Below are 21,957 nucleotides of genomic sequence, written 5' to 3'. Positions count from 1 at the left end.
TAGCATGAGTGCAGTGAGGGAGGTGGCGATGACCGCCGAGCCGATCGACGAACCTGTCGAGGACCGCATCGACTGGACGCATCCGCCGTCCCAGGGCTGGACGTACGAGCAGGCTCGGAAATTCGACCTGCCGTTCGCATGGGATCTGGTGGACGGAGTCATCGTGGTCCGGGGGCAGACGAATCAGTGGCACGACCAGGTGCGCGACGAGCTGTACACGGCTCTTCGTAGCGCACGCGTCGCGCCGTACGCGGCGAACGTCGAGCGTTGCGTCCTCCTGGACGAGGACAACACGGCCAAGCCGGACGTGGTGGTCTTCGACAAGACCGGTCTCGACGTCTTCGAACTGGAGTGTCTGCCGCCGGAATCCTTGGTGCTGGCCGTCGAGGTCGTTTCCCACGGCACCCGGGCCAACGACCGTTTCCGCAAGCCCGGCCAGTACGCCGAGAAGAAGATCCCGTACTACTGGCGGGTCGAGCGCGGCCTCGACAACCTGCCGATCGTGCACGAGTTCCACCGGGACGAGGAGAAGGGCGTCTACCTGCCCGTCGCCCAGCACGAGGGCGTGCTCCGCACCTCGGTGCCGTACCCCGTCGAGATCGACCTCGCCCAGGTCGTCGAACTCTGAGGGCCCCGCGCGCCCGTATCCTTGGCGCGTGAGCACCACCGACCCCACCCCTGACAGCCACCTGCTGGGCGCCGCCGACATTCGGGAGCTGGCGGCCGCGTTCGGCGTGAAGCCGACCAAGCAGCGCGGGCAGAACTTCGTCATCGACGGCAACACCGTGCGGCGGATCGTCCGGGCAGGCGGGGTGACGGCCGAGGACGCGGTGGTCGAGGTCGGCCCCGGGCTCGGGTCGCTGACGCTGGCGCTGCTGGAGGTGGCCGCGCACGTCACGGCGGTGGAGATCGACCCGGTGCTGGCACAGCACCTGCCGGCGACCGTCGCGGCCCGGATGCCCGGCAAGGTCGACAGCTTCGACCTGGTGTTCAGCGACGCCATGGAGGTCACCGAGCTGCCCGGGCCGGCGCCCACCGCACTGGTCGCCAACCTGCCGTACAACGTGGCCGTGCCCGTCCTGCTGCACATGCTGGCGACCTTCCCCAGCATCGAGCGCACCCTGGTGATGGTGCAGGCCGAGGTCGCCGACCGGCTCGCCGCCAAGCCCGGCAACAAGGTGTACGGCGTCCCGTCCGTCAAGGCCAACTGGTACGCCGACGTGAAGCGGTCCGGTGCCATCGGCCGGAACGTGTTCTGGCCCGCCCCCAACGTCGACTCCGGGCTGGTCTCGCTGATCCGCCGCGAGCCGCCGAAGACCACCGCCAGCCGCAGGGAGGTGTTCGCCGTCGTCGACGCCGCGTTCGCCCAGCGGCGCAAGACCCTGCGCGCCGCGCTGGCCGGCTGGGCCGGGTCCGCCGCCGGGGCCGAGCAGGCGCTCGCGGCCGCCGGGATCGACCACAAGCTGCGCGGCGAGATGCTCACGGTGGAGCAGTTCGCCGCGATCGCCGAGCACAAGCCGAGGACCGCCGAGCACGAGTCGGAGCTCGCCGAGCACGAGTCGGAGGCGGACTCCCAGTGATCACCGTGCGGGTTCCGGCCAAGGTCAACGTCCAGCTCGGAGTGGGCGGACTGCGCGCCGACGGGTTCCACGACCTGGCCAACGTGTTCTTCGCCGTCGCCCTCGGCGACGAGGTCACCGCCACGGCGGGGGAGGGCGTCACGCTCTCCTGCACCGGGCCGGACGCCCACGTCGTCCCCCTCGACGACAGCAACCTCGCCGCCCGCGCCGCCCGCCTGCTCGCCGCCCACCACGGCATCGCCGACCCCGGCGTGCACCTGCACATCGCCAAGGCCATCCCGGTCGCCGGCGGCATGGCCGGCGGCAGCGCCGACGGGGCCGCCGCACTGGTCGCCTGCGACGCGCTCTGGCAGCTCGACACCCCCCTCGACACCCTCCTGGAGCTGGCCGCCGAACTCGGCTCCGACGTGCCGTTCGCCCTGCTCGGCGGCGTCGCGCTGGGCCTCGGCCGGGGCGAGATCCTGCAGCCGCTCACCGTCGACGGCACCTTCCACTGGGTGTTCGCGGTCGCCGACGGCGGCCTCTCCACCCCCGCCGTCTTCCGCGAGTGCGACCGCCTGCGCGAGGAGGCCGGCACCGGCTCCAGCGACACCGACGTCCGCACCCCCGACGCCGACCCCGCGCTGCTCGCCGCCCTCGCCCAGGGCGATGCCGTCGCCCTGGCCGCAGCCCTCGCCAACGACCTCCAGCCCGCCGCCCTCTCGCTGCGCCCCGCGCTCGCTGCCACCTTGCGGGCCGGCACCGAGGCCGGCGCGCTCGGCGCCCTCGTCTCCGGCTCGGGGCCGACCTGCGCGTTCCTCGCCAAGGACGCCGACGCGGCCGCCGCCGTCGCGGAGGCGCTGCGGGCCTCCGGCACCTGCCGGACCGCGCACGCCACGTACGGGCCGGTGCCGGGGGCGGCGCTGGTGCCGTAAGGCCCCATCCGTGCCGTAGGGGCTTCGGCGGTTCGGGGCCCGCCGGTTTCGGGGCCCCGCCGCTGCGAGCGGTGAGGGCGCTTCGGCTGGCCCATTAGGCTGGGGAGATCGGGGCGTCCCCGACAGGGGTGCCCGGCCGCGACCGGCGGGCCGCCCCGAGACCACCGATCCCAGGAGCGCAGCAGACGTGGCCGTCAACCTCGCCACCATCGAGTCCGTCACGAAGGTCTACGGCACCCGCGCCCTCCTGGACGGAGTCAGCCTCGGCGTCAGCGAAGGCGACCGGATCGGCGTCGTCGGACGCAACGGTGACGGCAAGACCACCCTGATCCGGATGCTCGCCAAGCTGGAGGAGGCCGACAGCGGCCGGATCACCTGGAACGGCGGCCTCCAGCTGGCCGTCCTCACCCAGCACGACTCGCTCGACCCGACGGCCACCATCCGGCACGAGGTGATCGCCGACCGGGCCGACCACGAGTGGCTCGGCGACGCCCGCATCCGCGACATCGTCGAAGGCCTCTTCGGCGGCCTCGACCTGCCCGGCTTCGCCGACGGCCTCGACACCGTCATCGGCCCGCTCTCCGGCGGCGAGCGCCGCCGGATCGCCCTCGCCAAGCTGCTCCTCGGCTCGCCCGACCTGATCGTCCTCGACGAGCCCACCAACCACCTCGACGTCGAGGGCATCAACTGGCTCGCCCAGCACCTGCAGAAGCGCCGCTCCGCGCTGGTCTGCGTCACCCACGACCGCTGGTTCCTCGACCAGGTCTGCACCCGGATGTGGGACGTCCAGGGCGGTGCCGTGCACGAGTACGAGGGCGGCTACTCCGACTACGTCTTCGCCCGCGCCGAGCGCTCCCGGATCGAGGCCGTCGAGGAGCAGAAGCGCCAGAACCTCGCCCGCAAGGAACTCGCCTGGCTGCGCCGCGGCGCCCCCGCCCGCACCTCCAAGCCGCGCTACCGGATCGAGGCCGCCAACGCCCTGATCGCCGACGTGCCGGAGCCCCGGGACCGCTCCGAGCTGATGAAGTTCGCCAACGCGCGACTGGGCCGGACCGTCTTCGACCTGGAAGGCGTCACCGTCAAGGCCGGCCCTAAGCTGCTGCTGGAGAACCTCACCTGGCAGCTCGGCCCCGGCGAGCGGATCGGCCTGCTCGGCGTCAACGGCGCCGGCAAGACCTCGCTGCTGCGCGCCCTGCGCGACGCGTACGCCTCCGAGGGCGACGTGCAGCCCGCGTCGGGTCTGATCAAGGTCGGCAAGACGGTGCGGCTCGCCTACCTGTCGCAGGAGGTCGCCGAACTGGACCCGGCCATCCGGGTGCTCCAGGCCGTCGAGCAGGTCCGCTCGCGCGTCGACCTCGGCAAGGGCCGGGAGATGAGCGCCGGCCAGCTGTGCGAGCAGTTCGGCTTCGGCAAGGACAAGCAGTGGACGCCCGTCGGCGACCTGTCCGGCGGCGAGCGGCGGCGGCTCCAGCTGCTGCGCCTGCTGATGGACGAGCCCAACGTGCTGTTCCTCGACGAGCCCACCAACGACCTCGACATCGAGACCCTCAACCAGCTGGAGGACCTGCTCGACGGCTGGCCCGGCTCGATGATCGTCATCAGCCACGACCGGTTCTTCATCGAGCGGACCACCGACGTCGTCCACGCGCTCCTCGGCGACCAGAAGATGCGGATGCTGCCGGGCGGCGTCGACGAGTACCTGGAGCGGCGGGCGCGGATGGCCGCCTCGATCGCCGCCGCCGCTTCGGCCTCGGCGGGTGCTTCGACCGCCTCGGCTGCTTCGGCCGCCGTGTCCGGCGGTTCGGACTCCGGGACCGCCGCGTCGGCCCTGTCGGGCGGCGACCTGCGGGCGGCGAAGAAGGAAATGCAGAAGATGGAGCGGCAGATCGCCAAGCTGGACCAGAAGGAGTCCAAGCTGCACGCCCAACTCGCCGAGCACGCCGCCGACTTCTCCAAGGTTGCGGAGCTGGACGCGCAGCTGCGCGCCGTCCGGGAGGAGAAGGAGGAGCTGGAGCTGAGCTGGCTGGAGCTGGCCGAGCAGGTCTGAGTCCTGATCGGAGTCCTGGTCTGATCTCCGGCTGGAGTTCTGGTCTGATTTTTGGCCGGAGTCCTGGCCGGGACCGGGACTCCGGTCGGGCCCTACCGGGCCAGCAGGGCCTCCAGCTCGTCCGCCGCACGGCCCAGCGCACTGCGCGCCGGGTCGTGCGGCGCCGTCGGGCGGGCCGCCGCCCCGGTCGGCGGGCGGTGCTCGCGGGCCGCGGCCGTCAGCTCGTCCAGCGCCCGGCGCACCCGCCCCACCTCCGCCGGATCCGGCACCCGGCCGCCGTACCGCAGCTGCGCCGCGAACGCCGCCACCGCGCCGCCCAGCCGCTCCAACGCCGCCGTCGCCGGCAGCCACTGCTCCGCCAGCCGCCCCGTCGGCGGCGGCTCGGCCAGCCCCTGCCGCACCTCCTGGCGGGCGTCCTCCAACGCCCGGTACGCCGTACGGCGCAGCCACACCTCGGCCCGGCCCGCGTCCCCGGTGACCGCGTCCAGATAGGCCCGCAGCGCGGTGGCCGCGTCCACCAGCCGGGGCTCGATCCGGTGCCGCGGACGCTCCGGCCACAGCAGATAGCCGAAGAGCAGTACGATCGCGCTCGCGAGCACCGTGTCCAGCACCCGCGGCCAGAACTCGGCCGCGCTGCTCTGCCCGCCCAACTGGAGCAGGATCAACGCCATCGGCGTCATCGCCACCGTGTTCAGCCCGTAGTGCGCCGCCGTCACGTACGGCAGCAGGGCCACGCAGAACGCGGCGATCGCCGTCAGTACCCACGCGTCGGTCGTGAGCGACACCACGGCCGCCGTGACCGCCACCCCGAGCACCGTGCCGATCGAGCGGCTCACCGCCCGCAGGAACACCGAACCGAGATCCGGCTTCAACACGAAGGCGATCGTCATCGGCACCCAGTAGCTCTTGCTGAGCGGGTAGCTGGCCGTCACCGCCGAACCGACCGCGATGCACAACGCCACCCGCAGCCCGTACCGGACCGAACCGCGCGACAGCAGCCGCACCCGCAGCCGCCACGGATCGGGCGGCGGCGCCGGGGCGGTACCGACCTCCGCCTCCCGGCCGGCCACGGTGTCGGCCGCCGCGCGCAACGCCACGTCCAGGGCCTGCCGGGACGGCGTGTCCGGCTGCCACTGCGGAACGGCGACCTCGCCGCCGCCCCGCCGGACCGCCTCCGCCAACCGCAGCGGCACCTCCGCGACCTCGGGCGGCACCGGCCGCCACGCCCACAACAGGCCCGTCGCCGCCTCGGTGGCGGCCAACGCCGCCTCGTACATCCGGCGCAGCCGAACCGTACGGGCGGACTCCGACCCCGGGCGGTGCGGTCGAGGGAGGAGGTCCTGCAACTGGTTCAACCGGGCCGTCAACACCTGGCGCGAAGCCGCGCCCTGCGGCGTGCCCAAATCGGCCAGCGTCCGGCCGAACGCCTCGTACACGGCCGCCAGCGCACGGTTGCGCGGATCCGAGGCGGGGCGGCGGTGCGCGCCCCCCGGCAGACCCAGCACCACCACGAACGCGGCACCCGCCAGCATCATCGGCGCAGCCGCCCACCACGGATGCGGCAACGGCATCCCGCTGCCCAACGCCGCCGACACCAGCAGCAGCATCCCCGCCGCCGAACCCCGCGGGCCCGTCGCACTCAGCGCGCCGGACGCGAACGCCGTGAACGTGAGCGCCGCACCGAGCGCCACCGCCGAAACGTGCCCGTGCTGGAGGGAGGTGCCGATCAGCATGCCGAGCGCCGAAGCCAGCACCGCCGACACGATCCGGGCACCCGCAGGCCACTCGGCTCCGCGCGGTCGTTCATCGTCGCGTGCATCGCGCCCAGACCGGCGAACACCCCCAGGTCCAGCCGGTGCGCCAGCAGCCCAGCGGCCAGCGGCACCGCCATGCCCACCGCCGCGCGGGCCATCAGCGCCAGCGGCAACGGCGGCCGGGAAGGACGGGCGGCACGGGCCCACCAGGAGGGGGCGGACTCGTCTGCAGGCATCAGGTCACGTCCGTTCTGCGGCCAGGGGTCGCTGCTGTGCGACATTGCGCGGCAGATGGGGGCGTACCCGGTCCAACCGGGCGAGGCCAGTCTACCGGGGCCCGGCGCGGCACCCCCGAGGGCCGCGCATGTCAAGTTCGTACCGATCCCGCACAGGCGGGCCAAGGCCCCTGCCGACCCGACAGGGGCGGTGGCTACGATTGCGGAGGCGGAGACCGCCCCCAGGGCGGGCGGTGCACCGACCAGCACTGTACGACCGAGAAGTTGACGGTATGTTGCGGACCGGCGGTCCCGGGGTTACCCCCGAACCGCCGGCCGTACGGGGGAGAGGTGAACTGCTGTGGCAGGAGAGGTTCCACCGAGCACGGGGGCCGGTCCGGACGCGTCCGGTGACGTCACGCCATTCATGCTCAGCCACATGATGGGGTTCGGCCCCCTCGTCAGCACCGTGCAGACGAACGTCAGCGCCGCCGACCTGGTGTCCGCCTTCGGCAAGAAGGACGTCAAGGTCGAGCTCGACACGCTCACCGCGTTCGCCAAGAAGATCGAAGCCCTGCTCCAGGCCATGGAAGGCTCCCCGGCGGCCCCGTACAAACTCCAGGAACAGAAGCTGACCGGCGGAAGCTTCGCCAGCGCGGAGTTCGCCGAAGCGACGGCCCTGACCGCGGCCTACGACAAGGTGCACACCCAGCTCGTCAAGCTGCACAAGGACTTCGTGTCGCAGATCGAGGCGATGAAGATCGCGGTCGCGGCGACGGCGGGCAACTACTCGGCCAACGAGGACGACACGACGGCCGCGCAGAACGCCGTCGCGAAGAACGCGGGCGGCCCCACGCAGACGCGGGCCGACTCGACGTTCTGATGGCTGCGCCAGGAGAGACCTACGGGGAAACGGGGAGTAAGTAGTGGCAGGCGGAACGAACTTCGAGAGCTATGACCACGACAAGCTGAGGAAGATGGTCGATAGCACGGACCCTTCAAAGGTCCTGAGCCGAGGCACCCAGCTGCAGTCGGCCGGCCGTGTTCTGAAGGAACTGAGCGCGGCACTCAAGTCGCACATCGACCAGGTCCACTGGGAAGGCCCCGCCGCCGAGAGCTTCAAGACCTGGGCCGGGAACCTGCATCAGTCCGCCGGGCTGCTCGGCGACTACTCCAAGACCGCCGGCGAAGCCATGCACCAGGCCGGTGAAGCGCTCAGCACCGCAAAGTCCGCTGTGCCCGAACCGCCGCACACGGAGATCGCGACGGTCACCAAGCGCAACAGCCAGACGGTCTACATTCCCTCAAGCGTGCAGCTCGCGGTCGGTCAGTCCGTCGACGATTACATGAAGACGGTCAACAAGGGCTGGGTGACTGGGACCGAGGCCGCCCAGGCCCAGGCGAAGGTCCAGAAGGAGCATCAGGAAGCCGTCCTCCAGATGGAGAAGCTCGCGCAGGCGTACGACGCGGCGACGACGAAACTGGCCGGGCTCGGGCCAGTGGACCTCCCGGGGACGCCCACAGCTAACAAGGGCACTGACTCGGAATACACCAAGGACGCTGGATATACAGGCGGCTCCGGAGGGGCTGTTCGTAGCGCTCGCACAGGCGGTGGTGGCAGTACCAGCGGAGGTTACCGCCCGTCCGGAGGCAGCTACAGCGGCGGCTCGGTCGCGATTCGCAACCCCAGGTCGGACTCGCAGGTGTCGAGCGAGCCGGGACACACCGACCCGGTTCCGCTGCGAAGCGGTGGCCAGGTACCGCCGGCGCCGGTGGACCCGGGTTCCTCGACGCCGCCCTCTGTGCCGTCGGAACCCGTCCACCGCCCCGGTACCGGCCTCGACAGCCTGCCGACCGTACCGACCCTGCCAGGTCAGATCGGCCCGCTCGGCCCCAGTGGTGGTGGAAGCCTCCCGTCTGACGGTCCAAGTGGGATTCCCGGATACCCGGGTGGCCCCGGTGGCACCCCGGGATATCCGGGTGGTCCGGGCAGCGGCCCGGTGACCGGTTTCCCGGCCGGGGCCGGCGGCGGTTCGATCCCGGCCAAGGGCGGCGGCGGATCCGTCTCCGGCAGGGGCGGGGGCTCGATTCCCGCCCGCACGGCTCCGTTCGGCGGCGGCTCGGTGCCGGGAAAGTCCGGTGGTAGCCCGGGTCTGCCCAGCGGGACGGTCTTCGGCGCCCGTGAGGCCCAGGCGGGTCGGGCGGGAGCGGCCGGCAGCGCGGGCGGGATGGGCGGCATGCACCCAGGGATGGGTGGTGGTTCCGGAGTCGTTGGTTCGGGTGGCAGCTCGCGGGGCCGGGGCCTGACCTCGACCGGAGGAGGTGTGGTCGGCGGTCGCAAGGGACCGGCTGCTGGCGGGGAGTTCACGCCAGGTGGTACGGGTCTGCGTAACCGGGCGGCTGCTGCGGGAGCCGTTGAGGGCGAAGCCCGTTCGGGGCAGAACGGAATGATGTCCCCTGGAATGGCGGGTCACTCCGGGCGGAACGAGCGCGATCGCCGCAAGCGGGCCGACTACCTCCACGAGGACGAGGAGACCTGGACCAGCGGTACGCCGCACAGCAATCCGGACGTGATTGAGTAGGACGGCAACGACTGCCCGGTCACTGGGCTCTCCCGGTGGCCGGGCAGACCTGTTCGGGGCACGCTCCCCGGTCGACGGAGAGATTGACGAGGAGTTGTGATGGGGCGGACGAACACGCGATCTCGTTGGTGGGTGCTTACCGTCGCGCTTCTGGCGACGGGAGTCGTGGTCGGCCCGGTCGCAGAGCCGGCACTAGCCGACGGTTCCATTCGCACGGATCAATGGCATCTGGATGCGATGCATGCGCCGGAGATGTGGAAGGTCTCCAAGGGGCAAGGTGTCACGGTGGCTGTAGTGGACGGTGGATTCAAGCTTGATCACCCCGACTTGGCTGGGCAGTTCCTGCCCGGCAAGGACTTCAGTGGCAGTTCAGGTGGGGTGGGTTCATACACCGACGGGCACGGAACCCAGATGGCCAGCCTCATTGCAGGCACCGGAAAGAACCAAGGCGGCGGTGGCGCTTACGGCCTGGCGCCCGCTGCAAAGATTCTTCCCTTGAAGATCAACAACGGGTCAGTAATGCCACTCGTCACTGCTGATTTTCTTGAGCAGGTCGGACAGGCTGTCACCTATGCCGTTGACCAAGGCGCCAAGGTTGTCAGTATTTCGCAGGGAATGGATTCGGTCCCGGCCTCCCCGGGAGATGTCGCCAAGCTAAACCGCATTCTTGCGGCTGCTCGTACCAAGGGTGTCCTGGTGGTTGCCGCTGTTGGAAATGAGGCGCAGTCGGGGAATCCCGTCGAGTATCCGGGTGCGCTGCCTAATGTAGTTGGTGTCGGTGCCGTTGACCGGGACGGAACTGTAACGGCAGAGTCCGAGCAGGGGGCCCAGGTTGCTCTGGTCGCGCCCGGTGTAGACGTGATCGCCGCTTGCACGGCTCCGTCGGGATACTGCAAGGGGCACGGAACGTCCGACGCGACCGCTCTGGTTTCCGCTTCCGCCGCATTGGTGTGGTCGGTACATCCGGACTGGACGGCCAATCAAATTCTGCGGGTTCTCATCAACACGGCAGGCAAGTCGAGCGATGGGGCCATTCGAAACAACGATGCCGGTTATGGGGCGGTCAGGCCGCGGATCGCGCTGACGAGTCCTGGCGACCCGGGGCCCGCGGACGTGTCGCCGATCCCGGTTTCGGAGGCCTCGGCGCTGGCCGCTCCGTCTCCCTCGGCGAGCCCGTCGGCTACTTCGACGCCCTCGCCGAGTTCGGCCGCCCCGAGTCCGAGTGAGGTGGCCGTGGGGGCGCCGCCGGTGGAGCCGGTGGCGGGGAAGTCCTCCGGTTCGGGTGGTGTGTTGCCGGTTGTGGCCGGTGTGGTGGGCGGGTTGGTGCTGGTCGCCGGTGCGGTGTTCGTCGTGTTGCGGCGGCGGAAGGCCGGCGGGCAGCCCGTGGTGCCGCCGGGGGAAGACCCGTACGTGCGGTGATCCGGGCGCCTGCGCTGCTGCGCGCCTCCGGTGTTGAGCCGGGGGCGCGTGGGGTGGAGGTGTGCGCGGGGGTCACTCGGGTGGGGGCTGGTGGCGGGGTGGGTTGGTGTCCAGTGTGGCGGTATGGATGCGGAGGAAGCCCGGCGGGCGGGGCAGTTGAGGCGTGCGGCGGCTGCGGCGCTGATCGGTACGGCGATCGAGTTCTACGACTTCTTTTTGTACGGGACGGCGGCGGCCTGGGTGTTCGGGTCGGTGTTCTTTCCCGAACTGGGCACGGTGGGGGCGCTGTTGGCGGCGTTCTCGGTGTACGCGGTGGCGTTCCTGGCCCGGCCGCTGGGGGCGGTGGTGTTCGGGCATTTCGGGGACCGGGTGGGGCGGAAGGCGACGCTGGTGGTGTCGCTGTTGTTGATGGGGCTGTCGACGGCGGCGGTGGGGGTGTTGCCGGGCTTCGGCTCGTGGGGGTGGTGGGCGCCGGTGGCTCTGGTGGCCTTGCGGGTGTGCCAGGGCGGGGAGTGGGGCGGGGCGGCGCTGCTGATCGCGGAGAACGCGCCGGCCGGGCGGCGGGGGCGGTACGGGGCGTTCCTGCAGTTGGGGCCGACGAGCGGGTTCGTGTTGGCGAACGGGGTGTTCCTGGCGGTCCAACTCGGCCTGGACGAAAGGGCGTTCCGGGAGTGGGGCTGGCGGGTGCCGTTCCTGGCGTCGTTGGGGCTGGTGGCGGTGGGGCTGTTCGTGCGGCTGCGGTTGGAGGAGACGCCGCTGTTCCGGCCGGACGAGCCGAGGGACCGGGCGCCGGTGGTGGAGGTGCTGCGCGGGCACTGGCGCACGGTGCTGCTGGGCTGTGGGGCGATCACCGTGGGGTACGCGCTGTTCTACCTGACCACGACGTACGCGTTGGCGTACGCGACGTCCGGGCTCGGGGTGGCGAGTTCGCTGGTGCTGGTGATGCTGCTGGTGGGCGCGCTGGGCATGGGCGTGACGGTGTGGGTGAGCGCGTCGCGCAGTGACGGGTGGGGGCGGCGGCGGACGCTGTGCTGGGCGACGGGCCTGGCGGCGGGGTGGTCGCTGGTGCTGTTCCCGCTGCTGGAGACGGTGCGCCGGCCGTTGATGTTCGTGGCGCTGGCGGGTGCGCTGGTGGTGCTGGGGTGCCTGATGGGGCCGGTGGCGGCGTTCCTGCCGGAGTTGTTCCCGACCCGGGTGCGGTACACGGGTGCCGCGTTGACGTACAACCTGGGCGGCGTGGTGGGCGGGGCGACGACGCCGCTGGTGGCGACGCGGCTGACGGAGGCGTACGGGACGGCGGAGCCGGTCGGCTGGTACCTGGTGGGGCTGGGTGTGGTGGCGCTGGGGTGCCTGTGGCTGCTGCCGGAGACCGGCGGCGCGGAGCTGGGCGCGGTGGACGGCGGACGCCGCCGGGCGCCCCTCCTGGGGGCGGACCCGGCGGCGTAGGTGCCGACCGTGCGGTGCGGTCAGCCGGCGAGGGCGGCGCGGCCGGCCAGCACGACGGCGGTGTGCCGGGCGACCCGCTCGCCGAGGTACTCGGCGGTCGCGATGTCGGCCTTGTGCACGGCCTCGGGGCCGGCGTCGGACGGGCTGGAGGCGGCGGCGCCGTTGAAGAAGCCGAGGCGGTTGAGGTCGTTCTCGGTGGCGGTGGTGGCGTTCCAGCCGGGCTTGAGGCCGAGGTTGACCCAGCTCATGGCGTGCTGGGCGGCGAGGGTCTGGAAGAAGCCGAGGGTGCCGGCCTTGTCGCCGCTCTTGGAGGCGGAGTTGGTGAAGCCGGCGGCGACCTTGTCCCGCCAGGTGTCGGAGAACCAGCGCTTGCTGGTGGCCTCGGCGAAGACGTGGAAGGCGCCGGAGGCGGTGCCCATGTAGGTGGGGGAGCCGAAGACGATCGCGTCCGCGGCGTCGAGCTGGGCCCACTGCTCGTCGGTGATCGTGTCGACGGCGATCGAGACGACCTCGGCGCCGGCGGCGGCGGCGCCGCGGGCGACGGCCTCGGCGATGACGGCGGTGTGGCCGTAGCCGGAGTGGTAGGCGAGGGCGACGGTCGGGCGGATGGCGGTCATGCGGGGGCACTCCTGTACGGGAACGGGTGCGGGCAGGGGTAAGGCGGGGCAAGGCAAGGGCAAGGCAGGGGGCGACGGCGGGGCGTGCTGTCGCACCTCGACCCGCCGGGCTGGTCTCCAATATAGACCAAGTCTCCATTGGTTACCAAGGGTGGATTGGAGACCACGGGGCTACCCTGGACAGCATGACGACGGAGGAAGCGGCCCGGGTGGAGAGCGGCACCGGGCGGCAGGGGCAGGACGGGGAGGGCGGGCAGGACCGGGAGCAGGAGCTCGACGTCTTCGCCCAGCTCTGTCCCAGCCGCGCGATGTTCGCCGAACTGGCCGACAAGTGGTCGATGTTGATCCTGATGAGCCTCGCCGCCTGCGGGCAGCAGCGGTTCTCCGAACTGCAGCGCGGCGTCGGCGGGGTCAGCCGCAAGATGCTCACCCAGTCGCTGCGCAGCCTGGAGCGCAGCGGACTGGTGCGCCGCACCGTGTTCCCGGAGACACCGCCGCGGGTGGTCTACGACCTGCTGCCGCTCGGCCGGGAGCTGGCCGTGCTGCTGGCGCCGCTCGGCCGGTGGACGGAGCAGCGGACCGGGCAGATGCTGGCCGCCCGCGAGGAGTTCGACGAGGCGCACGCCGAAGGCTGACCGGGCGCACGCCGAAGGCTGACCAGCTCCGTACCGAAGGCTGACCAGCTCCGTACCGAAGGCCGGCCGGGCCCGCGCCGAGCGGCGGGTGCCCGCCCGCCGGGGGTCGGTCCGGTATGCGCCGGGGCCGCGGACCCGATTTCCCTTCCGGGCCGCCAGCCGTGTAATGTCTTCCTTGTTCGACCGGCCCGGTGAAAGCCCGGCAAGCCCCTATAGCTCAGTCGGTAGAGCGTCTCCATGGTAAGGAGAAGGTCTGCGGTTCGATTCCGCATGGGGGCTCCACTTGAAGGCCCTCGCTTCATGGCGAGGGCCTTTTGCTGTTCCCCGATCAGACCGTCGGGCGCGGCGCGGCGCAGCGGCCCGGCACGGCGGCCGAACGCGGCGGCCTAGCGGGTCGGGTACGGAATGCGCTGTGATGGTGCGTCATCGGCCGCCCGCCCATGGGGTGCGGGCGCGAGCCGAACCCCGACCGGGAGGGCGTCATGGGCGTTCGACTCGTGGTGGTCGACGATCACCGGCTGTTGGCCGAGGCGCTGGCCACGGCGTTGCAGTTGCGCGGCCACCGGGTGCTCGCGGTCGGCTGCCCGGCCGGGGTCGCGGCCGATCTGGTGGTTGGCCGGCGGCCGGAGGTGTGTCTGCTGGGGGTGGCCGCGCCGAGTGAGCCGACGGCTTTCGACGGGCTGCGCCGGATCCGCCGGGAACGCCCCGAGGTGGCCGTGATCGTGCTCGGGCCGGTGGGTGAACTGCGCGGTGTGGCGGGGGCGTTCGCGGCCGGGGCGGCGGGGTACGTGCCGAGCGACGAGCGGATCGGGGTGGTCGAGCGGGCGATCGGGCGGGCCCGGGCGGGCGAGGCGGCGGTGGCCGTGGACGTGCTGCGCGGGGCCTTCGACCAGTTGCTGCGGCCGGTCGCCGAGCCGGACGACGAGGCGGTGCGGCTGCTGCGGCTGCTGACCCGCCGTGAGGTGCAGGTGCTGGCCCGGATCGCGGACGGGGAGGACACGGCGGCGATCGCCGCCGGGATGCGGATCGCCGCGAGCACCGCCCGGACGCACGTCCAGCGGGTGCTGATGAAGCTCGGTGCGCGGACCAGGCTGGAGGCGGCTGCGGTGGCGGCCCGTACCGGGCTGCTGGAGCGGATGGCCGGTGGCTGAGGGGGGTTCGGGTTCCGTGAAACCGGCTCCCGGGCGGCCCGTTCACATGGTCCTGGGCACTCCGGCGGGCAGGGAGAATAGCCTCAGTCGTACACACGTCATCGACGGCCGCCGCTGATCCGGCGGACCGTCGCCCGCTGGAGGTCTCATCATGAGTAAGTACCTGGTCACGGGTGGCGCCGGCTACGTCGGCAGCGTGGTGGCCGCCCACCTGCTGGAGGCGGGGCACCAGGTGACCGTCCTGGACGATCTCTCCACCGGTTTCCGCGAGGGCGTCCCGGTCGGTGCCGAGTTCGTCGAGGGTCGGGTCCAGGAGGCCGGCCGGGTGCTGGACGGTTCCTTCGACGGCGTGCTGCACTTCGCCGCCTCCTCGCAGGTCGGCGAGTCGGTCGTGGACCCGGAGAAGTACTGGCGCAACAACGTGGCGGGTTCGCTGGAGCTGGTCGCGGCGATGCGTACGGCGGGTGTGCGCAAGCTGGTGTTCTCGTCCACCGCCGCCGTCTACGGCGAGCCGGAGGTCGTGCCGATCGCGGAGACCGCCCGCACCTCGCCGACCAACGCCTACGGCGCCACCAAGCTCGCCGTGGACCACCTGATCACCAGCGAGGCCGTCGCGCACGGCCTGGCCGCCGTCTCGCTGCGCTACTTCAACGTGGCCGGTGCGTACGGCGCGTACGGGGAGCGCCACGACCCCGAGTCGCACCTGATCCCGCTGGTGTTCCAGGCGGCGCTGGGCCAGCGCCCGCACATCGCGGTGTACGGCGAGGACTACCCGACCCCGGACGGCACCTGCATCCGCGACTACATCCACGTCGCGGACCTGGCCGACGCGCACCTGCTGGCGCTGGACGCGGCCAAGCCGGGCGAGCACCTGATCTGCAACCTGGGCAACGGCAGCGGCTTCTCGGTGCGCGAGGTGATCGAGTCGGTCCGGCGCGTCACCGGCCGGGAGATCCCGGTGCAGGCGGCCGGCCGCCGGGCCGGCGACCCGGCCGTGCTGGTGGCCTCGGCGGCCCGCGCCCACGAGGCGCTGGGCTGGACGCCGCGCCGCCCGAACCTGGACGACATCGTCGCCGACGCCTGGAAGTTCGCCCTGGAGAAGCACGGCAAGTAGGCCGCAGGACCCCGCAGGCGCCGCTCCCGGAGGTTCGGGGGCGGCGCCTCGGCGTTGCCCGCTTCGACCGGTGATGGCGTGAAATCCCGCCACTCGCGCACCTCCTGACGAAACTTCACCAAACCGCCACGAGGGGGTTTCCCGGCCCGTACGCTGAGTGCGGTACCGGTGGGGGCCGGCGCCCTTTTTCGGTCTCACCGGCCACCGGTGGGCGGGCGGAGTGACGGGCCCGGACCGCGGGTGCCGGGGCCGGTCCCCGCCCCCGGGCTCGGGTCGGTCTGAGCAGGGGGGTAGTGACGATGGGGCGGATCCGCGTCCTGGTGGTCGACGACCACCGGATCTTCGCCGAGGCCCTGGCCGCGGCGCTCGCCGCCGAGCCCGACGTGGAGGTGGGGGCGGCCGGTAGCGGGGCCGCGGCCGAGCGGGCGCTGGAGCGTGCCGCCGTCGAGGGGCGGGCCTTCGACGTGGTCCTGATCGATGCCGACCTGGGGGCCGACGGCGCTGCTTCGGCGGGTGTCCGGAGCCGGCCCGGCCCGGACGCGGCCGACGCGGCCCGGCGGCGGCCGGCCCCGGCGGTGCCGCCGCCCCGCCACCCGGTCGGCCCGCCGGTGGCGCAGTCCGGCGGACGCCAGGTGGACCTGCTGCGCCCGGGCGGGCGCGGCGCGGAGCCGTCCCGCTCCGACGCGTACCGGGCCGACCAGCTCAGGACCGCGCCTCCGGCACCGGACGGCATCACCCTGCTCGCCCGGGTCCGCCGCGCCCATCCGGGGCTGCGGGCGGTCGTGCTGGCCGCCGCCGACGACCCGCACCGCGCCGCCCGGGCCCTGCACGCGGGCGCCACCGGCTGGGTGGCCAAGGAGAGTTCGCTGGCCCGGCTGCTCTCCGTGGTCCGGGGGGTGCTGCGGGACGAGACGCACCTGCCGCCCGCGCTGCTGACCGGGGTGATCCGCGAGCTGACCACCGCCCGGCGGGACCGCACCGAGAGCGAGCGGCTGGTCGACACCCTCACTCCGCGGGAGAAGCAGATCCTGCGCTGCATGGTCGCGGGCCTGGGCCGGCAGGCGGTCGCGGAGCGGCTCTACCTGTCGCCGCACACCGTCCGGACGCACATGCAGAACGTGCTCGGCAAGCTCGGGGTGCACTCCACGCTGGCCGCGGTCGCGGTGGCCCGCCGGGCCGGGGTCAGCCCGGCCGAGCCGGCCCTGCCGGCGCCGCCGTCCGTCGCGACCGCGGTGGACCGGACGTGAGCCCAGGGGCGCGGGTCAGCCCGGGATGTTGTCGAACGGGGCGACCAGCTGCCGCAGGAGCGCGGCGAGTTCGCCCTGCTGGCCGGAGCTGAGCTGGGCGAGCAGTTCGCGTTCGTGCGCGAGCAGTCCGGCGAGCGCCTGGTCGGCGCGGTCGCGGCCGTCGTCGGTGAGCCGGACGAGCACGCCGCGCCGGTCGTCCGGGTCGGGCAGGCGCTTGACCAGGCCCTTGCCGGTGAGGCGGTCGATGCGGTTGGTCATGGTGCCGGAGGTGACCAGGGTCTGGGTGAGCAGTTGGCCGGGGGAGAGCTGGTAGGGGGAGCCGGCCCGGCGCAGGGCGGTCAGGACGTCGAACTCCCAGGGCTCCAGCCCGTGCTCGGCGAAGGCGGTGCGGCGGGCGCGGTCGAGGTGCCGGGCGAGTCTGCTGACCCGGCTGAGTACCTCCAGCGGCTCCACGTCGAGGTCGGGGCGCTCTCGGCGCCACGCTGCGACCAGCCTGTCGACCTCGTCCTCCATGACGATCAGTGTATCGGTGGATGTGTCGATGTGAAGTCTCTTGACGTCGAGAAATGTGCCAGCAAGGCTACCTGGGATATCTTGATGTCGAGATACTTGCGAGGTGGACCATGACCAGTCCCGTCTGGGACCCGGCGCAGTACCTGCGCTTCGCGGACGAACGCACCCGTCCGCTGCACGACCTGCTCGCCCGCGTCCCCGCCCTCCCGAACCCGAGCGATCCCGTGATCCTCGACATCGGCTGCGGCCCCGGCAACTCCACCGCGGTGCTGCGCGCACGCTGGCCGCACGCCCGCCTCACCGGCGTCGACAACTCCGCTCCGATGCTCGCCACCGCCCGCACCGGCGGTGAGCCCAGCGCCGACTATCTGCTCGCCGACGCCCGCGACTACGACCCGGCCCCGGCCGGCCCCGACCTGATCGTCTCCAACGCCACGCTGCAGTGGATCGACGGCCACCTCGACCTCGTCCCGCGCTGGGCCGGCGCCTTGCGGCCCGGCGGCACCCTCGCCTTCCAGGTCCCCGGCAACTTCGACGCCCCCAGCCACACCCTGCTCGCCGAACTCCGGCGCAGCCCCCGCTGGCGCGACCTCCTCGGCGACGACGCCGCCAGGGCCGGCGTCCACCCGCCCGAGCGCTACCTGGACGCCCTCACCGCCGCCGGCTGCACGCCCGACGTCTGGGAGACCACCTACCGCACCCTGCTCCCGGGCCCGGACCCGGTCCTCGCCTGGGTCAAGGGCACCGCCCTGCGCCCCGTCCTCACCCGGCTGGCCGACCCCGCCCGCCGGGCCGCCTTCCTCGCCGAGTACGGGGCGCTCCTGCGCGAGGCCTACCCGGCCGGGCCGTACGGCACCGTCTTCCCGTTCCGGCGGATCTTCGCCGTCGGGACCAGGGCCTGATCCCGGGGCGGGAGGGCCGTCGGCCCTTCCGCCCGCCGACCGGTCGCTCCGCCGCCGGTCCGCCCGCAGGTCAGTCCTTGCGCCCGCCGACCAGCCTCGGGTGCCGCTCCAGGCCCTCCAGCCCGTGCCAGGCCAGGTTCACCAGGTGCGCCGCGACCTGCGCCTTGTCCGGCTTGCGGACCTCCAGCCACCACTGCCCGGTCAGCGCCACCATGCCGACCAGCATCTGCGAGTACATCGGGGCCAGTCGCGCGTCGAAGCCCCGGGACTTGAACTCCAGGCCGAGGATGTCCTCCACCTGCGTCGCGATGTCGCTGATCAGTGACGCGAAGGTGCCGGTCGACTGGGCCACCGGGGAGTCCCGGACCAGGATCCGGAAGCCGTCCGTCGAGGTGTCGATGTAGTCCATCAGCGCGAACGCGGCCTGCTCCAGCAGCTCCCGCGAGTGCCCGCCGGTCAGCGCCCCCGTGACCATGTCCAGCAGCAGTTGCATCTCGCGGTCCACCACCACCGCGTACAGCCCCTCCTTGCCGCCGAAGTGCTCGTACACCACCGGCTTCGACACCCCGGCCCGCTCGGCGATCTCCTCCACCGAGGTGCCGTCGTAGCCGCGCTCCGCGAACACCGTCCGGCCGATCTCCAGCAGTTGCTCCCGCCGCTGCTTGCCGGTCATCCGGACCCGCCCGCCCCGGCGGCGCGGCGCCGGGGCGGGCGCACCTCCCGAGGCGCCCCCGCCCGCCGGTGCAGCGGTTCGCGGACGGGCCGGCGCCGCGTCGGGCGCTGCGTCCGTCCGCGTGCTCTGGTGGCCGCCTGTGCTGTCTGCGCTGCTCCCGTTCACCCCTACATCATGCTGGAAGCGACGACTCATGCGGCGCGGCGGGCGGCGATCCGCTGTGCGTCCGGCCAACGGACGTCCCGGACCCAGCCGGCCAGCTCGAACCAGCGGATCAGCCGGGCCGAGGAGTCGATCTGCCCGCGCAGCACCCCGTGCCGGGCGGACGTCGGGTCCGCGTGGTGCAGGTTGTGCCAGGACTCGCCGCAGGAGAGCACCGCCAGCCACCAGACGTTGCCCGAGCGGTCCCGGGAGCGGAACGGGCGGCGGCCGACGGCGTGGCAGATCGAGTTGATCGACCAGGTGACGTGGTGCAGCAGGGCCACCCGGACCAGCGATCCCCAGAAGAAGGCGGACAGCGCGCCCCACCAGGACAGAGTCACCAGCCCGCCGACCAGCGGGGGGAGCAGCAGCGAGATCGTGGTCCAGAGCCAGAACAGCCGGGAGATCCGCCGTATGGCCGGATCGCGGACGAGGTCCGGCGCGTACGTGAGCTGCGGGGTCTGCTCCTCGTCGAACATCCAGCCCATGTGCGCCCACCACAGGCCCTTGAGCAGGGCCGGGAGGCTCTCCCCGTAGCGCCACGGTGAGTGCGGGTCGCCGTCCTTGTCGCTGAACCGGTGGTGCTTGCGGTGGTCGGCCACCCAGCGCACCAGCGGGCCCTCGACGGCCAGGCTGCCGGCGACGGCGAGGGCGAGCCGCATCGGGCGGTTGGCCTTGAACGCGCTGTGGGTGAAGTAGCGGTGGTAGCCGACGGTGATGCCGTGGCAGGTGAGGAAGTACATGGCGACGGCGATCGCCGCGTCCGTCCATCCCAGTCCCCACCCCCAGGCCACCGGCACGGCGGCCAGCAGCGCGGCGAACGGCAGGAGGATGAACAGCCCGAGCGCGAGCCGCTCGGCGAGGCCCTGCTTCTCCCCGCCGCGGGTGGCGGACAGCCGGGTGGCGGTGTCGGTGGGATCGGGGGATTCGGTGGGATGCGCGGCGTTCCCCGCGCTCGGCTCGCCGGCCTTGGTGGTCATGGGCGTCCCTTTGCGACATCCCTGTGCGGGAGGGAGGAGCGGAGGCTACGTTGGCGTAACCTACGGCATCGTAGGTTGCGCTCCGTGGCGAAGGGAACACGCCGCCGCACGGCGCTTGAGTGAATTCACCCGACTGGATGGATGAACCGGCGGCCCGGCTTGTTCGACCGTTCCCGGCGGATCGGGGCCTGCGGATCGCGGCAGTTGATACCCATGGCAGGGCCGACTCGGGTAGGGTCTGAGCAACCATCCGCCGTGGTGTAATGGCAGCACAGGGCCCTTTGGAGGCCTTTGTCTGGGTTCGAATCCTAGCGGCGGAGCCTCTGCACGCCTCAGGTTCGGGCGTACCGCCGAACCGCCGGTATTGTCGGTGCTGCTCGGCGGACTGTGCGAATGGCGACCGGCCTCGGTCCGGTCCGGGCCCGTTCTGCCCGCTCTGTGAACCGACCGAGGAGCCTCCCCGCATGGGTGCCAATTCGCTTGCCGCCGTTGTCGTGCTCGCCGCCGGTGGCGGGACCCGGATGAAGTCGAACAAGCTGCCCAAGGTGCTGCACGAGGTCTGCGGCCGGTCGCTGGTGGGTCATGCCGTCTCGGCGGCCCGCGAACTGACGCCGGAACAGCTCGTCGTGGTGGTCGGACACCAGCGGGAGCAGGTCCAGGAGCACCTCGCGGCGCACTACCCGGCGGCCCGTCCGGTGGTGCAGGAGGACCAGAAGGGCACCGGGCACGCGGTGCGCACGGCGCTGGAGGCGCTGGCCGCCGACGGCGTGGTGCTGGACGGCACGGTGATCGTCACCGCCGGGGACTCCCCGCTGCTGACCGGGGACACGCTGCGCCGCCTGGCGAAGGCCCACGCCGGCCAGGACAACGGGGTCACCGTCCTGACCGCCGTCGTCCCCGAGCCCTTCGGCTACGGCCGGATCCTGCGGGACGAGGACGGCACCGTCGCCGCGATCGTCGAGGAGCGGGACGCCACCGCCGTCCAGCGCTCGATCGCCGAGATCAACTCGGGCGTCTTCGCCTTCGACGCCAAGCTGCTGGTCGAGGCGCTGGCCGAGCTCACCACGGACAACTCGCAGGGCGAGGAGTACCTCACCGACACCCTGGAGATCCTGCGCACCGCCGGGCACCGGGTGGGCGCCGTGGTCGCGGAGGACCACCGGGACATCCTGGGCATCAACGACCGGGTGCAGCTCGCGCAGGCCCGCCGGCTGCTGAACGACCGCCTGCTGGAGCGGGCGATGCGGGCCGGCGTCACCGTGGTGGACCCGGCGACCACCTGGATCGACGTGCAGGTGACGTACGAGCCGGACGCCCTCGTGCTGCCGAACACCCAGCTGCAGGGCGCCACCCACCTGGGCGAGGGCTGCGAGGTCGGCCCGAACTCGACCCTGACCGACACCCTGATCGGCGCCGGCGCCCGTGTGAGCAACACCACGGCGGACCGCGCCGAGGTGGGCGAGCTGGCCACCGCCGGCCCGTACGCCTACCTGCGGCCGGGGGCCAAGCTGGCCCGCAAGGCGAAGGTCGGCACCTACGTCGAGGTGAAGAACTCCGAGCTGGGCGAGGGCGCCAAGGTGCCGCACCTCTCCTACATCGGGGACACCACGATCGGCGAGGGCACCAACGTCGGCGCGGCCTCGGTCACCGTGAACTACGACGGCGTCAACAAGCACCGCACGGTGATCGGTGCGCACTGCCGCACCGGCTCCGACAACATGTTCATCGCCCCGGTGACGATCGGGGACGGCGCCTACACCGCGGCCGGTTCGGTGATCACCACCGACGTCCCGCCGGGCGCGCTCGGCGTGAGCCGGGCGCACCAGCGCAACATCGAGGGCTGGGTGGAGCGCAAGCGCCCGGGGACCACCTCCGCGCAGGCCGCGAAGGCCGCGACGGACGGGGCCGCGGACGCCTGACGGGGCGGGCGGGAGCCCGAGGGCGGTCCCGGGGCGGACGGTTTCTGC

20 protein-coding genes and 2 tRNA genes are annotated in these 21,957 nt (G+C 72.5%); 16 read left to right on the top strand and 6 right to left on the bottom strand.

Annotated features, from left to right (window positions below):
- Positions 1-4 precede the first annotated feature (4 nt).
- The 4 genes from OG556_RS14390 to OG556_RS14375 all read left to right on the top strand — a co-directional run bounded on the left by OG556_RS14390 (position 5) and on the right by OG556_RS14375 (position 4,541).
- Entirely contained in the window at positions 5-628 is a 624-nt protein-coding gene (locus OG556_RS14390) for a Uma2 family endonuclease (RefSeq protein WP_371517379.1), read from the top strand.
- 28 nt (positions 629-656) lie between these two features.
- A complete protein-coding gene (gene rsmA, locus OG556_RS14385) occupies positions 657-1,580 on the top strand; it encodes a 16S rRNA (adenine(1518)-N(6)/adenine(1519)-N(6))-dimethyltransferase RsmA (RefSeq protein ID WP_371517378.1) in 924 nt (307 codons plus the stop codon).
- Positions 1,577-2,494 carry a 4-(cytidine 5'-diphospho)-2-C-methyl-D-erythritol kinase gene (locus tag OG556_RS14380; protein ID WP_363619217.1) on the top strand — a complete coding sequence of 306 codons (918 nt, stop codon included), beginning with the start codon at positions 1,577-1,579 and terminating at the stop codon, positions 2,492-2,494. Before rsmA ends, OG556_RS14380 begins: the two co-directional genes overlap by 4 nt.
- Positions 2,495-2,681: 187 nt before the next feature.
- Complete coding sequence (locus OG556_RS14375; protein ID WP_371517377.1) at positions 2,682-4,541, top strand: ABC-F family ATP-binding cassette domain-containing protein; 1,860 nt, start codon at positions 2,682-2,684, stop codon at positions 4,539-4,541.
- 92 nt (positions 4,542-4,633) lie between these two features.
- Here the strand turns inward: OG556_RS14375 and OG556_RS14370 are convergent, their stop codons facing one another.
- On the bottom strand, positions 4,634-6,295 hold the full coding sequence (locus OG556_RS14370; protein ID WP_371517376.1) for an FUSC family protein: 1,662 nt from the start codon (positions 6,293-6,295) through the stop codon (positions 4,634-4,636).
- On the bottom strand, positions 6,268-6,531 hold the full coding sequence (locus OG556_RS14365) for a hypothetical protein (RefSeq protein WP_371517375.1): 264 nt from the start codon (positions 6,529-6,531) through the stop codon (positions 6,268-6,270). Before OG556_RS14365 ends, OG556_RS14370 begins: the two co-directional genes overlap by 28 nt.
- Positions 6,532-6,949: 418 nt before the next feature.
- On the opposite strand from OG556_RS14365, the gene OG556_RS14360 reads away from it, so the two are divergent.
- The 4 genes from OG556_RS14360 (at position 6,950) to OG556_RS14345 (ending at position 11,957) form a co-directional block, all read left to right on the top strand.
- Complete coding sequence (locus tag OG556_RS14360; RefSeq protein WP_371517374.1) at positions 6,950-7,393, top strand: hypothetical protein; 444 nt, start codon at positions 6,950-6,952, stop codon at positions 7,391-7,393.
- A gap of 43 nt (positions 7,394-7,436) precedes the next feature.
- The gene (locus tag OG556_RS14355; protein WP_371517373.1) at positions 7,437-9,092 is read left to right on the top strand and encodes a WXG100 family type VII secretion target; all 1,656 of its coding nucleotides are present in this window, start codon (positions 7,437-7,439) and stop codon (positions 9,090-9,092) included.
- Between the two features lie 132 nt (positions 9,093-9,224).
- On the top strand, positions 9,225-10,511 hold the full coding sequence (locus tag OG556_RS14350; protein ID WP_371517372.1) for a S8 family serine peptidase: 1,287 nt from the start codon (positions 9,225-9,227) through the stop codon (positions 10,509-10,511).
- A gap of 123 nt (positions 10,512-10,634) precedes the next feature.
- Positions 10,635-11,957 carry an MFS transporter gene (locus OG556_RS14345; protein ID WP_371517371.1) on the top strand — a complete coding sequence of 441 codons (1,323 nt, stop codon included), beginning with the start codon at positions 10,635-10,637 and terminating at the stop codon, positions 11,955-11,957.
- Positions 11,958-11,977: 20 nt separating this feature from the next.
- On the opposite strand, the gene OG556_RS14340 is transcribed toward OG556_RS14345, so the two are convergent.
- Positions 11,978-12,574 carry a flavodoxin family protein gene (locus OG556_RS14340; RefSeq protein WP_371517370.1) on the bottom strand — a complete coding sequence of 199 codons (597 nt, stop codon included), beginning with the start codon at positions 12,572-12,574 and terminating at the stop codon, positions 11,978-11,980.
- Positions 12,575-12,759: 185 nt separating this feature from the next.
- Between OG556_RS14340 and OG556_RS14335 the strand changes: the two genes are divergently transcribed.
- From OG556_RS14335 to OG556_RS14315, 5 genes are all read left to right on the top strand, one after another.
- Complete coding sequence (locus tag OG556_RS14335; RefSeq protein ID WP_371517369.1) at positions 12,760-13,209, top strand: winged helix-turn-helix transcriptional regulator; 450 nt, start codon at positions 12,760-12,762, stop codon at positions 13,207-13,209.
- A 206-nt stretch (positions 13,210-13,415) separates the two neighbouring features.
- Positions 13,416-13,491 (top strand) — tRNA-Thr (locus OG556_RS14330).
- A gap of 200 nt (positions 13,492-13,691) precedes the next feature.
- Positions 13,692-14,360 (top strand): LuxR C-terminal-related transcriptional regulator, encoded by a 669-nt coding sequence (locus tag OG556_RS14325; RefSeq protein ID WP_350877730.1) that lies wholly within the window; start codon positions 13,692-13,694, stop codon positions 14,358-14,360.
- Positions 14,361-14,511: 151 nt separating this feature from the next.
- Positions 14,512-15,474 (top strand): UDP-glucose 4-epimerase GalE, encoded by a 963-nt coding sequence (gene galE / locus OG556_RS14320; RefSeq protein WP_371517368.1) that lies wholly within the window; start codon positions 14,512-14,514, stop codon positions 15,472-15,474.
- Between the two features lie 299 nt (positions 15,475-15,773).
- Complete coding sequence (locus OG556_RS14315) at positions 15,774-16,721, top strand: LuxR C-terminal-related transcriptional regulator (protein ID WP_371517367.1); 948 nt, start codon at positions 15,774-15,776, stop codon at positions 16,719-16,721.
- Between the two features lie 15 nt (positions 16,722-16,736).
- Here the strand turns inward: OG556_RS14315 and OG556_RS14310 are convergent, their stop codons facing one another.
- Complete coding sequence (locus tag OG556_RS14310; RefSeq protein ID WP_063348053.1) at positions 16,737-17,234, bottom strand: MarR family winged helix-turn-helix transcriptional regulator; 498 nt, start codon at positions 17,232-17,234, stop codon at positions 16,737-16,739.
- 110 nt (positions 17,235-17,344) lie between these two features.
- Here OG556_RS14310 and OG556_RS14305 point away from each other — a divergent pair, with 110 nt between their 5' ends.
- On the top strand, positions 17,345-18,136 hold the full coding sequence (locus tag OG556_RS14305; RefSeq protein WP_371517365.1) for a methyltransferase domain-containing protein: 792 nt from the start codon (positions 17,345-17,347) through the stop codon (positions 18,134-18,136).
- 70 nt (positions 18,137-18,206) lie between these two features.
- Here the strand turns inward: OG556_RS14305 and OG556_RS14300 are convergent, their stop codons facing one another.
- Both OG556_RS14300 and OG556_RS14295 read right to left on the bottom strand, forming a co-directional pair.
- On the bottom strand, positions 18,207-18,974 hold the full coding sequence (locus tag OG556_RS14300) for a TetR/AcrR family transcriptional regulator (protein WP_079135661.1): 768 nt from the start codon (positions 18,972-18,974) through the stop codon (positions 18,207-18,209).
- A gap of 26 nt (positions 18,975-19,000) precedes the next feature.
- Positions 19,001-19,990, bottom strand: a complete 990-nt coding sequence (locus OG556_RS14295) for an acyl-CoA desaturase (RefSeq protein ID WP_371517364.1) — start codon at positions 19,988-19,990, stop codon at positions 19,001-19,003.
- A gap of 249 nt (positions 19,991-20,239) precedes the next feature.
- On the opposite strand from OG556_RS14295, the gene OG556_RS14290 reads away from it, so the two are divergent.
- Positions 20,240-20,310 (top strand) — tRNA-Gln (locus OG556_RS14290).
- Positions 20,311-20,454: 144 nt separating this feature from the next.
- Positions 20,455-21,909, top strand: a complete 1,455-nt coding sequence (glmU, locus tag OG556_RS14285; RefSeq protein ID WP_371517363.1) for a bifunctional UDP-N-acetylglucosamine diphosphorylase/glucosamine-1-phosphate N-acetyltransferase GlmU — start codon at positions 20,455-20,457, stop codon at positions 21,907-21,909.
- Positions 21,910-21,957: the final 48 nt, after the last annotated feature.

The organism is Kitasatospora sp. NBC_01300 (assembly GCF_041435235.1).
GTDB lineage: Bacteria > Actinomycetota > Actinomycetes > Streptomycetales > Streptomycetaceae > Kitasatospora.
The sequence above is the reverse complement of the archived record's forward strand: the minus strand, read 5'-3'. Positions and strand labels throughout refer to the sequence as shown.

Coding starts and splice junctions, on each gene's coding strand:
- OG556_RS14390 (WP_371517379.1), top strand. CDS start 5: ATGAGTGCAGTGAGGGAGGTGGCGATGACCGCCGAGCCGATCGACGAA.
- OG556_RS14365 (WP_371517375.1), bottom strand. CDS start 6,531: ATGCCTGCAGACGAGTCCGCCCCCTCCTGGTGGGCCCGTGCCGCCCGT.
- OG556_RS14360 (WP_371517374.1), top strand. CDS start 6,950: ATGATGGGGTTCGGCCCCCTCGTCAGCACCGTGCAGACGAACGTCAGC.
- OG556_RS14345 (WP_371517371.1), top strand. CDS start 10,635: ATGGATGCGGAGGAAGCCCGGCGGGCGGGGCAGTTGAGGCGTGCGGCG.
- OG556_RS14340 (WP_371517370.1), bottom strand. CDS start 12,574: ATGACCGCCATCCGCCCGACCGTCGCCCTCGCCTACCACTCCGGCTAC.
- OG556_RS14335 (WP_371517369.1), top strand. CDS start 12,760: ATGACGACGGAGGAAGCGGCCCGGGTGGAGAGCGGCACCGGGCGGCAG.
- OG556_RS14325 (WP_350877730.1), top strand. CDS start 13,692: ATGGGCGTTCGACTCGTGGTGGTCGACGATCACCGGCTGTTGGCCGAG.
- galE (WP_371517368.1), top strand. CDS start 14,512: ATGAGTAAGTACCTGGTCACGGGTGGCGCCGGCTACGTCGGCAGCGTG.
- OG556_RS14315 (WP_371517367.1), top strand. CDS start 15,774: ATGGGGCGGATCCGCGTCCTGGTGGTCGACGACCACCGGATCTTCGCC.
- OG556_RS14310 (WP_063348053.1), bottom strand. CDS start 17,234: ATGGAGGACGAGGTCGACAGGCTGGTCGCAGCGTGGCGCCGAGAGCGC.
- OG556_RS14305 (WP_371517365.1), top strand. CDS start 17,345: ATGACCAGTCCCGTCTGGGACCCGGCGCAGTACCTGCGCTTCGCGGAC.
- OG556_RS14295 (WP_371517364.1), bottom strand. CDS start 19,990: ATGACCACCAAGGCCGGCGAGCCGAGCGCGGGGAACGCCGCGCATCCC.
- glmU (WP_371517363.1), top strand. CDS start 20,455: ATGGGTGCCAATTCGCTTGCCGCCGTTGTCGTGCTCGCCGCCGGTGGC.